This window comes from Streptomyces thermospinosisporus (genome assembly GCF_039526425.1).
GTDB lineage: Bacteria > Actinomycetota > Actinomycetes > Streptomycetales > Streptomycetaceae > Streptomyces > Streptomyces thermocarboxydovorans.
In genome coordinates this window covers 120,598-133,567 of the sequence record NZ_BAAAIZ010000033.1, presented here as the reverse complement: position 1 = coordinate 133,567, position 12,970 = coordinate 120,598, and the positions used below count along the sequence as shown (strand labels likewise).

Below are 12,970 nucleotides of genomic sequence, written 5' to 3'. Positions count from 1 at the left end.
ACCCGTTCGCGATGACGGTGTGCACCCGGCCCCGGATCCATGCGGCTCACCCCGGCACCGGTAGGCCGCCGGGTCAACGCAATTGAGGCGGACACCCTCCGCGGGGCTGCCTAAGGTGACCGAGGATGCCGATCACATCGTCGTCACGGGAGGCCGTCCATGGTCGTGAAGGATGCCGAGCCGGCGCATCTGCGCCGCTGTGTGGAGCTGGCGGCCGAGGCTCTCGACGCCGGGGACGAGCCGTTCGGGTCGGTGCTCGTGGGCGGGGACGGCGGGGTGCTCGCCGAGGACCGCAACCGGGTGGCCTCCGGGGACCGTACCCGGCATCCCGAGTTCGCCCTGGCGCGCTGGGCCGCGGAGCATCTGACGCCCGGGGAGCGGGCCGCCGCCACGGTGTACACCTCCGGTGAGCACTGCCCGATGTGCGCGGCGGCGCACGCCTGGGTCGGTCTCGGACGGATCGTGTACGTGGCCTCCTCCGCACAGCTGACCGGCTGGCTCGCCGAGCTGGGCGTTCCGGCGCCGCCGGTGCGGCCCCTGCCGGTGCAGGAGGTCGCACCCGGCGTCACGGTGGAGGGCCCGGTCCCCGAGCTGACGGACAGTGTCCGGGAGCTGCACCGCCGGTTCCATCGCGCGGCGGGCTGAGCCCGGCGTGCCCGCCGAGCCGGCCGACGTGGAACGCCCGGCCGGCTCGAGGCGCGGCACGGCCCTTCGCTCAGGCGTCCCGCCGCGGGCGGAAGCGGCGGTGCAGGGCGACGCCGCCGAGGAACAGTGCGGCACCGGTCGCGGCGACCGGCAGGGTGTGGTCCGCGCCGGTCTCGGCGAGGGCGCCGGTGGACCGCTGCGCCGGCTCGGGGGCGGGCGCGGGCTCGATGCGGGGCGGGACGGAGCGCTCGGGCTCCTCCTCGGCCGGCCGCTCGGGCTTCTCGCCGGAGGTGTTGACGGACTCGTTGCCCTCGGCGGCGTTGCCGGCTCCGGCCACGTTCACGCTGTTGCCGCTGACGTTGACCGGCAGATGGACGGGCAGCTGCACGCCGTTGCCGGAGGCCACGCCCGGGGAGTTCTGCGTGGTGCTCTCGGCGGAGGCGCCGCCGGACGGCCCCGAGCCGGACTTGCCGTTTCCGTCCTCGTTGACGCAGGCGTTGCCCGCGGCGGGGTTGAGGAGTCCCACCACGTTCACCGTGTTGCCGCACACGTTGACCGGGACGTGCACCGGCAGCTGCACGGTGTTTCCGGAGAGCACTCCGGGTGAGCCGGCCGCGGCTCCGTCGGCCCCGGCATCGGCGTACGCCGGCACGGCCAGGCCCATCGCGCCCGACGCGGCCGCGACGGCGATCACACCGTTACGGGTAACCCGTCTCATAGGTGTCCTGCCTTCCAGACATGGTCGCGAGCACTCGCCCGCACCGGGTGCAACGCGGGCCCACCATCCGAGTTATGGCTTATCCGTAAGTCACTCCCCGTTCACTCCAACGGGCGTCCCCGCGGTCGAAACTCCGGCAAAGCCGTCGAACTCACGGCGGCCGCCCACCCGCCGGACGGGGGGTACGGGGTGAGCCGTCCGGCCGACAGGCGAGGCCGGGTGAGCCCGCCTATCGTGGGCCAGGGCGCCGGCTCCCGGTCCGCTGTGGGCGGCGCACGTGGAGGCATCGATGCAGGCCAAGCTGTCCGTGCGACTCTCGCTCCGGCACTGCGCCGTCGTCGCGGCGGCGACGCTGGCCCTGCTGGGCGCGGGCCTGCCGGCCGCCGGCGCGGCCGGGGAGCCGGACCTCAGCCGCTTCACCGACCAGAAGATCAAGTGGTCGGCGTGCGAGGGCACGGACATGCCCGAGGACCTGCAGTGCGGCAAGATCACCGTGCCGCTCGACTACTCCGATCCGGACCGGGGCACCCTCGATCTGGCCCTCGCCCGCTACCGGGGCACCGGCGACCCGAGGGGATCGGTGGTGCTGAACTTCGGCGGCCCGGGCGGCTCCGGGGTGCTGGGACTCGCCCACGGCGGCAAGGAGTTCCTGGGCCTGACCGACGAGTACGACGTGGTGTCCTTCGACCCCCGCGGCGTCGGCCGCTCTGCGCCGGTCAGCTGCGGGGAGGAGGCCACCAGCCGGGCCCTTGAGGTCACCGACGGTGAGGACGTGTCCGATCCGGCGGGCATGCTGCGGCAGTTGCGCGAGGTGGCCGCCGAGTGCACCGAGCACTCGGGACCGGTGCTGCGGCACATGGGCACCGTGGACGTCGCCCGTGATCTGGACCTGATGCGTGAGGTGCTCGGCGACGACAAGCTCAACTACCTGGGCTTCTCCTACGGCACCCGGCTGGGCGCGGTGTACGCGGCCCGGTTCCCCGACAGGGTGGGCCGCATGGCGCTGGACGGGGTGGACACCCTGACCGAGCCGCTGACCGAGCAGGGCCTGGTCAGCGCCAAGGGCCAGCAGAAGGCGCTGGAGAGCTTCCTGACCTGGTGCACCGAGGACATCGCCTGCCCGTTCGGGCAGGACCCCCGGCTCGCCCGCACCCAGGTGGTGGAGCTGATCCGCTCGCTCGACGACGACCCGGTGCCCACGGACTTCGGGTTCGAGTTCACCGGCCAGGACCTGGCCGGCGCCATGGGGCAGGGGCTGTACAGCAGGGAGCTGTGGCCGCTGCTGCAACGGGCGCTCGCCCAGCTGATGGAGGACGGGGACACGCGCGGCGTGGAGGCCTTCGCCGCGGGCGGGGTCACGCTGCCGGTCCCGGTGCCGGTCCCGGTGCCGGTACGGGGACACACCCCGCTGACCGACGAGGAGGAGATCCCGCTGGACAACCTGCCGGCAGCGCTGATGGCGGTGAACTGCGCGGACGACCCGGACCGTCCGCCCGCCGCCCGGGTGACCCGTGACTTCGCCCGGCTGCGGGAGGCCTACGAGGAGGCCTCTCCGGTCTTCGGGCGCTACCGGCTGGCCCAGGTGCTGCTGTGCCACGGCCGTCCCAAGGGGACCGATTACATCCGGGAGCGGGTCAAGGACCTGGACGCCCCGAAGATGCTGCTGGTCGGCACCCGGGGCGACCCGGCGACGCCGTACGAGTGGACGGTGCAGACGGCGAAGCGGCTCGGCTCCTCCGCGGTGGTGCTCGACAACCGGAGCGAGGGGCACACCGGCTACGGCTCCTCCAAGTGCGTCCACCGCAAGATCGACGACTTCCTCCTCTACGGCTCCCTGCCCAGCGACGGCAGCTCCTGCGGCACGGAGGAGGACGAGCGCGAGTAGCGCCGCCGGCCACCGGGGTCCTGGCCGAGGAACCACGGTCTGCCGGATTGCCCCGAATGCCCTACGAGGGAATCGGCTCTATGGTGCTGTCATGGAGCACGATCTGAGCCCCGCGACCCTTGCCGAACTACGCCGCCCGCGGCCCTACCCTGCGGTCTCCGTGCTGACGCCGACGAACCGGCGCGATCCGCTCAGCGCCGAGGACGCCGTCCGGCTGCGCAATCTGGTGGCCGAGGCCAAGCGGCGGCTGGAGGCCGATCCCGCGGTCACCCGGGACCGGCGCATCGAGGTCTCCAAAGAGCTGGACCGGGCCCTGGCCGAGGTGGATCTGACGCACTGCGAGGACGGCCTGGCCATCTTCGCCGCCCCCGGAGAGCACCAGGTGTGGACGCTGAGGCGCTCCGTGCCCGAGCGCGTGGTGCTCTCGGACACCTTCCTCACGCGCAACCTGGTCTCCGCCCACGCCGCGGAGCGGCGGTTCTGGGTGCTGTCCGTCTCCGCCGACCGGGTCACCCTGTGGAGCGGCGGCGTGGACCGGGTCGTCGAGGAGCGCAGGGGCGGCTTCCCGATGACCCGTCCCCCGGAGAACTTCGACCCCGAGCGGGAGGAGCGGATCGGCGACCAGCCGAGCGCGTTCCGGGACGAGAGCACCCGGCGCTTCCTGAAGGAGGCCGACGCCGCGATGGAGGCCGTGCTGCGCCGCGACCCGCGGCCGCTGTACGTCACCGGCGAGCCGGCCGCCCTGTCCGCGGTCAGCGAGGTCGGCACGGTGACCAAGGACGCCGTGCACGTCCAGCACGGCGGGCTGGCCCACGGCCCGCACGAGGCGGTGTGGCAGGCGATCCGCCCGGTGCTGGAGGAGGAGGCGCGGCAGAGCACGGAGCAGGTGCTCAAGGAGCTCGAGGCCGCCCGTGGGCGCAAGGAGTACGCGGCCGGGGTGGACGAGCTGTGGCAGAGCGCCCGGGAGGGCCGGGTGCGGCTGCTGGCCGTCGAGGAGAACTACCAGGTGAGCGTGCGCGACACCGGGGAGCACCTGGTGATCGCGGCGAACGGTGATCTGGACGTGCGCCACGACATCGTCGACGAGATCGTGGAGCAGTGCCTGGAGACCGGTGCCGAGGTCCGCTTCGTCCCGGACGGCACGCTCAAGGAGGCGCAGGGAATGGCGGCGGTGCTGCGGTACTGAGCACACCGAGGAGGGGGTCCTGACGCTCCGTCACACCCGGATTCAGGGCGAACGGGTGCCCGCCCCCCGAACGCCTGACCGATATGCCGCAGGCGACCCATCGGCCCGTCAAGTCACTTGCGTATCATCGAAGTTGACGCGGCGGGCCGACCTGTCGCGCATACCCCGGAGTAACTCCGCAAAGACGGTGGCATATGCCCTCGGCACCGCCCTATCGTGTGTTGCCGAATCCCTTACGAGCCGTCGCGGGCTGTGCAACAGTCGTAACAGCCCCTCCGCCTCGAAGGCCGTTCCGACCCGCATCGGAGTGCGTCATGCCGTCCCATCTCTCCGCGGACCGCTCAGCCGCCCAGCCGCCCGGGCGCGGCTCGGTCGACGCACTCATCTCCCAGACCCGGCGGCTCAAGGACGACGTGGACGCGGTGCGCCGCGGCACCCCGGCCGACGCCGCCGACCCGCGGGAACGCTTCCAGCGGGCGCTGTACGACCTGGCGCTGCATCAGCTCAACGATCTCGACGAGCACTTGGCCCAGCTGAGGGAGGCCCCGCGGCAAGCGTCCGGGCCGTCCTCGCCCGCGCCTCCCGTCCCCCGGCAGGGCTCCCTGGTCAGCCGGGTCGGCAGCGCGGAGTGGAATCTGCTCACCGACGAGGCCAGCTGGTCGCCGGAGCTGTACGGCGTGCTGGGCCGCGACCCCGCCGCTCCCCCGCTCACCCTCGACGAGCTGCCCTCGCTGGTGCTCGACGAGGACCGGCCGAAGCTGACGGCCATGGTCACCGGCTGCCTCGTCGACGGCCGTCCCATCGACGGAGAGTTCCGTGTCGTCCTCCCGGACGGCGGGGTGCGCACCATGCACATGATGGGCGAACCGGTGCTCGGCGCCGACGGCAGCACCGCCTCGATGTGGGCGGTCCTGCGCGACGTCAGCGAACTGCGCCGCTGCCGCAGGGCGGTCAGCGAGACCCGTGACTCGCTGCACCACCAGTGGCAGAAGGCCGAACAGACCGAGCACCGGCTCGCGGTCGAGCTGCAGGAGGCCGTGCTCCCGGCACGGCACGGCACCCTGCGGCTCCCGCACACCGGCCCGCGCACCGCGCAGCCCCACGCCGGCCGGCCGCGGCTCGACATCGCCGCCCTCCAGCTGCCCTCGTCCACCGGCCCCCGGATAGGCGGGGACTGGTACGACGCGCTCGACGTGTCCGACGGAACGACACTGCTGAGCGTCGGCGGGCTCACCGGGCAGGGCAGCGTCGCCGTGGCCTCCGCCCGGGCGATGCTGCTCGGCGCGGTGCGCGGCATGGCGATGGCCGGCACCGCTCCGGGCCCGCTGCTTACCTGCCTCAACGGGCTGCTGGACGCCACCGTACAGCCCGCCCTGGGCAGCGCCCTCTGCCTGCGCTACCGGCCCGGCACCCGCTCCCTGGTGTGGGCGCGGGCCGGCCGGCTCGCCCCGCTGCTGTTCCGCGGGGGGACGGGACGGGTGCTGGACGCACCGGAGGGCATGCTGCTCGGTACCGCCTCCGGCGCGGTGTACGGGCAGGCCGAGGAGACCCTCGAGCCCGGCGACCTGCTGCTCCTGCACACCGACGGCCTGGTGCCGGGGTACGCGGGAGAGGCGGCCGCACACCGGTTGCTCGCCACGATGACGCCACAGGTCACCGGGGCCACCACCGCACAGGACTGCGTCCGGGCGATGGTCCGGGAGTTCGGCGAGCAGCACCGCGAGGACGACGCCTGCGTGCTCGTGGCACGGGTGACCGACTGGCGCGGATCACCGACGGCGCGGCCAGGCGCGGGTGTTCAGCACGGATGACCTACGGCCCGGAATCCAGGTCGCCGGCATCCGGCGCCGACGCCGTCACGCCGGTGCGGTCTTGCCGCCCCTCCCCTTCGGCTTCGGCAGCGCCAGCTCGATCTCCTCGCGCAGCTCCTGGATTCTCGGGTAGTCGGCGAACTGTGCGGTGAGCCGGTACATCTGGCGCAGCCGGTCCCAGGTGCGGTGGGAGGAGTTCTGTCCCATGGACACCAGGGCCAGCCGGGCGAAACGGTCGGCCTGTTCCGGGTCGTCGGCGATGAAGCAGGCGGAGGCCATGGACAGGAAGTCGAAGATCTTCGACCGCTGCTGGGCCTCCACCCGCAGCGCCAGCGCCTTGTCCGCGTAGTGCTGGGCGTGGGCGGCCGCTCCCGGCTCGAACTCCGCCAGCGTGCGGTACGCCAGGGCCTGCATGCCGTACAGGTCCGCCTCGTTGAACAGCTGCATCCAGCTCGGCGGCGGCACATCGCCCTTGTCGGAGACGAACAGATCCTCGGCCCGGCCCAGGGTGCGGCGCATCGCCTGGCCCTTGCCCATGGACGCCTGCGCCCAGGCCTCGATGGTGTGGAACATCGCCTTGGTGCGCGGCAGCACTTCCTGGCCCGACCCGGACTGGGCGAGCTTCATCAGGTCCAGCGCGTCGTCGGGCCGGCCGAGGTGCACCATCTGGCGGGCCGCCCGGGACAGCGCCTCACCGGCGCGCGGCCGGTCGCCGCCCTCCCGCGCGGCGTGTGCGGCGATGACGAAGTACTTCTGGGCCGTGGGCTCCAGGCCGACGTCATGCGACATCCAGCCGGCGAGGACGGCGAGATTGGCGGCGACGCCCCACAGGCGCCGCTGGAGGTGGGGTGGATGACGGTAGGCGAGCATGCCGCCCACCTCGTTGAGCTGGCCGACCACCGCCTTGCGCTGGAGACCGCCGCCCCGGGCGGCGTCCCAGGCGCGGAACACCTCCACGGAGCGCTCCAGTTCCTCGATCTCCTGCGACCCGATGGGGGCGGCCTCGTAGCGGTCGAACCCAGCGGGGTCGGCGTGCAGGGGATTGCTGAGGCGGGGAGCGTCGGCGGTCAGGGCCGGATCGGTGTGCAGCCAGTCGTGCATGGCGCTGCTGAGTGCGGATCCCGCGGCGAGCGCGGCGCCCGCGCCCACCAAGCCGCGTCGGTTGAGCATGAGGTCCATTCCCGTGAATTCGGTGAGGACCGCGGCGGTCCGCTCGGGCGCCCACGGGAGGGAGTCGGGATGTTCCGTGCTCTGGCCGCTCTGCCGTTTCCCTGCACGCCCGCGCCGGACCAGACCGAGGTCCTCGATGGTCACGACACGGCCGAGACGCTCGGTGAACAGAGCCGCCAGCACCCGCGGTACGGGATCGCGCGGGATCTCTCCCATGTCGATCCACCGCCGCACCCGGGAGGTGTCGGTCGCCAGCTGGGGGTGGCCCATGGCCGCCGCCTGCTTGTTGACCAGCCTCGCGAGTTCGCCCTTGGACCAGCCGGCCAGGCCGAACAGGTCCGCGAGCCGGGTGTTGGGTTGTCCGCTCACGTAAGCCCCCAGGTTCTCGGCTGAGTTGACAGTAGACCGGTGAGAGTTGCCGGGCGACTATTCGCCACGGTTCGCCAGGGTGCGCCAGATGGTGTGCCAGGGGACATCGGGTGTCGAGTAGGAGTGCGCCACCACGACCCGGCCGCCCTTTCCGGTACGGCCGGTGCATTCCCCCAGGGTGCGCCTGGAGGGCCCGGGCCGGGTGGGGCACTGACGTCGCAGGCACACGAAGGGATCTGTCTCGCCCATGTACGCAGCATCGTCCTCCGTGTCCGCCCCGCCCCGGCCGCTGCGTTCGCGTCCGTCGGACAGCGGCCCCTATCTCGCCCCCGCACGGCCGGCGGCTCCCGTGCTCGGCGCGGGACGGGTACGGCGCGCTCCGGGGCCCGGCACCCAGCCGGTCAGCGGCAGACTCGACCTGTCCGGCCCGCAGGGCGCCCAGTTGCGCACGGCGATCGCCTCGGTGCACCGGATCTGCCCGGAGTTCTCCCCGGTGCAGGTGCTGCGCCGCAGCGGACGGTCGGTGCTGCTGGTCGGCACCACGGGCCGCAGCACGGCGGTCGCCAAGTGCTTACTGGACCACTCCCCCGCCTGGTCCGAGCGGATCCGCCACGAGATAGCGGCGTACCGCTCGTTCGTCCGGCACCGCCCGCCCGTGCGGGCGCCCCGGCTGATCGCGGCGGACCCGGACAACTGCACGCTGGTGATCGAGCGGATGCCCGGCCGGGTGGCGGCACTTCAGCGGCACCCCATGGAGGCGCCGCCGCGGGCGGACATCAGGGCGGCACTCGGAGCGATCTGCCGGCTGAACTCCTGGCGGCCGGCGGCGGGGACGTTCGACGCCCCGCTGGACTACGCGGCCCGCATCGCCCGCTACCACGAGCTGGGGCTGCTCACCGACCGGGACATGGGTGATCTGCAGAAGCTGCTGCACGGTATCGCGCTCGCCGCGGGGCGGCAGGGCATGGGCCAGTTCTGCCACGGGGACGCCCTGCTCTCCAACATCCTGATGTCACCGGCTGGTCCAGTGCTGGTGGACTGGGAGCACGCGGGCTGGTACCTGCCCGGCTACGACCTGGCCACGCTGTGGTCGGTGCTCGGGGACGCGCCGGTGGCGCGGCGGCAGATCAGCCAGATCGCGCAGTCGGCGGGCCCGGCCTCGCGGGACGCCTTCCTGGTGAATCTGATGCTGGTGCTGACCCGCGAGATCCGCACCTATGAGACGGCCGTGCAGCGTTCGATGCACGACACGGCCCCGGTGGCACCGGGTTCGGCCCAGCCGGGTGCCGCACCGTCCGGCGAGGAGCAGCGGCTGCTGCTGCGGCGGCTGCACGACGACTGCCAGCTGGCCCGCCGGGCCGTGCGTGCGGCGGTCGGCACTCGCTGACGGGGACGAGGATCCGCGGTGCGCCCGTCGGGGGCGCGCCGCGGATCACGTATGTCCGGGGGCGGCCCTCACGCACGTACGTCCGGGAGCGGCCCTCACGCAAGGGGCCATTGGTGTACTCCTGTGATGCGCCGCAGGCCCCGGCGCCGCCGCCACGAAACTCCCCCACACCTCGATTGACAAGGGAATTCTTCCTCTCCTGGGCATGATTGACGGATCGTCGGACCGGCGGTACCACTGACGCACCGCTCGGCCCCGTACGGCCCGTCCCGCCCGTTCGTCCCAGGAGGCTGCTTTGCGAGGATCCCCCATCGAGTCCGTCCGGCCCGCCGGGCGGCGACGCGCCCGGGGGGCCGCCGGTGCCCTGGCCGCCACGGCGCTGACGCTGCCGCTGCTCGGCGCCGCCCCGTCGTCCGAGGCCCCGCCCGCCACCGCCCGGCTGCAACAGGCGTTCGCCGAGGCGTCCGCGGAGTACGGGGTGCCGCAGAGCGTGCTGCTCGGGGTGTCCTATCTGCAGTCCCGTTGGGACAGTCACGGCGGTGCGCCGAGCGTGTCCGGCGGGTACGGCCCGATGCACCTCACGGACGCCCGCACCGCGCTCGCCACGGCCGGCCACCACGGCGGGGGCATGGAGGACCCGCGGGGCGACGACGCCCGGCCCGCGCTGCTGCCCAAGGACCTCAGCTTCCGCGCGGGCACGCTGCCGCCCCGTCTGAACACCCTGCTCGAGGCCGCCCGGCTCACCGGGCTGAGCCCCGAACGGCTGCGCGAGGACCCCGCCGCCAATGTGGCGGGCGGCGCGGCGCTGCTGGCGAAGGCCCAGCGGGAGCTGGGCGCGCCGGCGGGCGGCGACCCCGCCGACTGGTACGGGGCGGTGGCCCGCTTCTCCGGCGCGGACGACACCGCGACGGCGGCGGCGTACGCCAACGAAGTCTTCGCGGTGATCCGCGCGGGTGAGCGGCGCACCACGGACTCCGGTCAGCGGGTCGCCCTGGCCGCCCGGCCGGATGTGGTGCCGGACCGGTCGGTGGTGCGGCGGGCCGGACTGCGGACCGCCTCGTCCGCCGGTACGGAGTGCCCGGCGACGATCTCCTGCGAGTGGATCCCGGCGCCGTACGAGGAGTTCGGCGACGGCGACTACGGCAACCACGACCTGGCGGACCGGCCCGCCTCACAGCGCATCCGGTACATCGTGGTGCACGACACCGAGGGCGCCTGGGAGGGCGTCCTCGACATGATCCAGGACCCCACCTATGTGTCGTGGAACTACAGTCTGCGCTCCACCGACGGGCATGTCGCCCAGCACGTCAAGGCGAAGGACGTGGCCTGGCACGCCGGGAACTGGTACGTCAACGCCGGCTCGATCGGCCTGGAGCACGAGGGCTTCCTGACGAAGCCGGACGCCTGGTACACCGAGGCGATGTACCGGTCGTCGGCCCGTCTGGTGAAGTACCTGGCCGAGAAGTACGACATCCCGCTGGACCGGCACCACATCCTCGGGCACGACACGGTGCCCGGTCCGACCACCTCGGCCGTGCGCGGCATGCACACCGACCCCGGCCCGTACTGGGACTGGCGGCACTACTTCGAGCTGCTGGGCGAGCCGCTGAAGGCCACCGGCGGGAAGAACGCGCCCGTGGTGACGATCCGCCCGGACTACGCCAAGCACCAGCCGGTGTTCACCGGCTGTGAGGGCTCGGCCGAGCCGTGCCCGGCGCACGGCTCCAGCGCGGTGCGGCTGTACTCCGACCACGACGAGAAGTCCCCGCTGATCAGGGACATCGGTCTGGGCTCGGCCCCGACGACCGGGGTGAACGACCTGTCGTCACGGGTCTCCACCGGCCAGCAGTTCGCGGTGGCGGACCGCTGGGGCGACTGGACCGCCATCTGGTACCTGGGCCAGAAGGCCTGGTTCCGCAACCCGCAGAAGCAGCCCACGGCGGTGCCCTCGGCCGGCCGGACCGTGACCCCGCGCAAGGGCCTGGACTCGGTGCCGGTGTACGGCCGCGCCTACCCGGAGGCCTCCGCCTACCCGGAGGGCGTGCCCGCCCAGGCGGTCTCCCCGCTGCCGTACACCCTGCCCAAGGGGCAGAAGTACGTGGTCGGCGGCGAGATGCGCGGCGAGTACTACTACGCGGTCACCTTCGACCCTCAGTCGCACCGGGTGATCACGGGCAAGGACCGCTACTACCAGATCCAGTTCGGCCACCGGATCGCTTTCGTCCGGGCGGCCGACGTCACGCTCAGCCCTGCTGGAAAAGCTCCGCGGGCAGGGGCTTGAGCAGCGCGTACAGGTCGTCGGTGATGGGCCGGTCCCAGGCGGCGATGGTCACCAGCACATTGTCGCTGCGGTCGAACTGCACGCAGGAGATCCGGTCCTCCGACAGCTTGACGCGCCGCACGATCAGCAGGTTGTCGCCCTGCATGACGGGCACGTCCTCGGTGCCGACGACGGTCACTTCCTCGTCGTTCTCCAGCGCCAGCAGCAGCTGGGCGACCTCGAAGGGCACCTCGCCCTCGGCGACGTCGCGGGCCGGGGACCCCTCGGGCAGATTGCCGATGATCATGGCGGGTCCGCGGCCGCCGAAGAGGTCGTAGCGCAGGAAGACACCCTGGCAGCTGCCGTCGGGGGCGGGCAGCAGCCCGGCGCCCAGATTGCCGGGCCAGTCGCCCGGATCCATGGCCAGCACGTCGAAGTCGGGGCCGGCGGGGGTGGCACTGCGGCGGCGGAGGAACGACATGCCGCCATGGTACGTGCCCGCACCCGCGAACGGTCCGCCGGGCGGCGCCCGCCCGGGCTACGCGGGCCGCCGGTGCCGCTCGTGGTGGCGGGCCACGCGGGCCCGGTTGCCGCAGGACGGCTTGCACCACTCCTGCCGTGGGTGCTCCTTGAGGAAGTAGCGCACACAGCGGGGTGCGTGGCAGGCCCGCAGCCGCTCCCGGTCGGGGCTCGCGAGGAAGCCGATGGCGGCCTGCGCGAGCGCGGCCACCAGGTCGTCGCCGCCGGCCGCGGCCCGCCGGCGCAGGACCGGTGCGCCGCCGTCGGCCCACTCCAGTACGGGCACGGTGGGGCGCCGGGCGGCCGCCTCGTTCAGCCTCCGCAGGGCCTCGGGCACGGGCAGCAGCCGGGCGGCGTCCGCGGGGCTTGGCTCTCCGGGGCGTACGGCGCGGGCGAAGAGGGCGCGGATGGCCGCCCGCAGGCGCAGGACGGCGGCGAGGGTGTCCTCGTCCGCCGGCTGTGCGGCGGCGTCGGGCAGGTCGTCGGCGTGGGCGCGCACCCAGGCGGTGAGACCGGCGGGCTCGGTGAGATCGTCGGCGACCCCGCCGTGACCGTCGTGCCGGACGGTGAGGGCGAGGTCCAGGGCAAGCCGGGTGTCCCGGCCGTTCGCGTCCCGCATGTCCGCCGATGATAGAGGCCGGCGGAGCCGTTGCCGCCTTCTCGTCCAGCGCGAGGAGGCGGTGAGGCCATGGCCGCCGCCCCGCTCGGCGCGAGACTCCGGTACAACCGTCACCGCCCTGCCCGGCCCGAAAGCCCGATGCAACCCTCACCGCCCCTCGCCCAAGGCGAGACCCCGGCACAACCGTCACCACCTCCCCGCCCGACGCGAAAGCCCGGCGCAGCCATCGCCGCCTCCCCGCCCAGCCCGAAAGCCCGGCGCAGCCATCGCCGCCTCCCCGCCCAGCCCGAAAGCCCGATGCAACCCTCACCGCCCCTCGCCCAAGGCGAGACCCCGGCACAACCGTCACCGCCTCGGCCCGAAAGCCCGGCGCAGCCATCGCCGCCTCCCCGCCCAGCCCC

At 73.4% G+C, this 12,970-nt stretch carries 10 protein-coding genes; 6 read left to right on the top strand and 4 right to left on the bottom strand.

Annotated elements, in window-relative coordinates:
- Window positions 1-159: 159 nt before the first annotated feature.
- Window positions 160-645, top strand: a complete 486-nt coding sequence (locus ABD207_RS13115) for a nucleoside deaminase (protein WP_344012662.1) — start codon at window positions 160-162, stop codon at window positions 643-645.
- A 70-nt stretch (window positions 646-715) separates the two neighbouring features.
- Here ABD207_RS13115 and ABD207_RS13110 read toward each other — a convergent pair whose 3' ends face one another.
- Window positions 716-1,339, bottom strand: coding sequence for a chaplin (locus ABD207_RS13110; RefSeq protein ID WP_425580707.1), 624 nt, complete (start codon window positions 1,337-1,339; stop codon window positions 716-718).
- Window positions 1,340-1,652: 313 nt separating this feature from the next.
- Between ABD207_RS13110 and ABD207_RS13105 the strand changes: the two genes are divergently transcribed.
- The 3 genes from ABD207_RS13105 to ABD207_RS13095 all read left to right on the top strand — a co-directional run bounded on the left by ABD207_RS13105 (window position 1,653) and on the right by ABD207_RS13095 (window position 6,245).
- A complete protein-coding gene (locus tag ABD207_RS13105) occupies window positions 1,653-3,248 on the top strand; it encodes an alpha/beta hydrolase (protein ID WP_344012658.1) in 1,596 nt (531 codons plus the stop codon).
- Window positions 3,249-3,339: 91 nt separating this feature from the next.
- On the top strand, window positions 3,340-4,434 hold the full coding sequence (locus ABD207_RS13100) for a baeRF3 domain-containing protein (RefSeq protein ID WP_344012657.1): 1,095 nt from the start codon (window positions 3,340-3,342) through the stop codon (window positions 4,432-4,434).
- 314 nt (window positions 4,435-4,748) lie between these two features.
- Complete coding sequence (locus ABD207_RS13095) at window positions 4,749-6,245, top strand: PP2C family protein-serine/threonine phosphatase (protein WP_344012655.1); 1,497 nt, start codon at window positions 4,749-4,751, stop codon at window positions 6,243-6,245.
- Between the two features lie 45 nt (window positions 6,246-6,290).
- On the opposite strand, the gene ABD207_RS13090 is transcribed toward ABD207_RS13095, so the two are convergent.
- Window positions 6,291-7,784, bottom strand: a complete 1,494-nt coding sequence (locus ABD207_RS13090; RefSeq protein ID WP_344012653.1) for a DNA-binding protein NsdB — start codon at window positions 7,782-7,784, stop codon at window positions 6,291-6,293.
- 247 nt (window positions 7,785-8,031) lie between these two features.
- On the opposite strand from ABD207_RS13090, the gene ABD207_RS13085 reads away from it, so the two are divergent.
- A complete protein-coding gene (locus ABD207_RS13085; RefSeq protein WP_344012651.1) occupies window positions 8,032-9,171 on the top strand; it encodes an aminoglycoside phosphotransferase family protein in 1,140 nt (379 codons plus the stop codon).
- Between the two features lie 295 nt (window positions 9,172-9,466).
- Window positions 9,467-11,452, top strand: coding sequence for an N-acetylmuramoyl-L-alanine amidase (locus tag ABD207_RS13080; RefSeq protein WP_425580706.1), 1,986 nt, complete (start codon window positions 9,467-9,469; stop codon window positions 11,450-11,452).
- Here ABD207_RS13080 and ABD207_RS13075 read toward each other — a convergent pair.
- Together ABD207_RS13075 and ABD207_RS13070 are read right to left on the bottom strand one after the other, a co-directional pair.
- Window positions 11,415-11,912, bottom strand: coding sequence for a hypothetical protein (locus ABD207_RS13075; protein ID WP_344000234.1), 498 nt, complete (start codon window positions 11,910-11,912; stop codon window positions 11,415-11,417). The genes ABD207_RS13080 and ABD207_RS13075 overlap by 38 nt on opposite strands.
- 57 nt (window positions 11,913-11,969) lie before the next feature.
- Complete coding sequence (locus ABD207_RS13070; RefSeq protein WP_344012650.1) at window positions 11,970-12,569, bottom strand: CGNR zinc finger domain-containing protein; 600 nt, start codon at window positions 12,567-12,569, stop codon at window positions 11,970-11,972.
- Window positions 12,570-12,970: the final 401 nt, after the last annotated feature.

Bases quoted from the DNA above. Each gene is read 5' to 3' on its own strand.
- ABD207_RS13115 (WP_344012662.1), top strand. From the start codon at position 160: ATGGTCGTGAAGGATGCCGAGCCGGCGCATCTGCGCCGCTGTGTGGAG.
- ABD207_RS13105 (WP_344012658.1), top strand. From the start codon at position 1,653: ATGCAGGCCAAGCTGTCCGTGCGACTCTCGCTCCGGCACTGCGCCGTC.
- ABD207_RS13100 (WP_344012657.1), top strand. From the start codon at position 3,340: ATGGAGCACGATCTGAGCCCCGCGACCCTTGCCGAACTACGCCGCCCG.
- ABD207_RS13095 (WP_344012655.1), top strand. From the start codon at position 4,749: ATGCCGTCCCATCTCTCCGCGGACCGCTCAGCCGCCCAGCCGCCCGGG.
- ABD207_RS13085 (WP_344012651.1), top strand. From the start codon at position 8,032: ATGTACGCAGCATCGTCCTCCGTGTCCGCCCCGCCCCGGCCGCTGCGT.
- ABD207_RS13075 (WP_344000234.1), bottom strand. From the start codon at position 11,912: ATGTCGTTCCTCCGCCGCCGCAGTGCCACCCCCGCCGGCCCCGACTTC.
- ABD207_RS13070 (WP_344012650.1), bottom strand. From the start codon at position 12,569: ATGCGGGACGCGAACGGCCGGGACACCCGGCTTGCCCTGGACCTCGCC.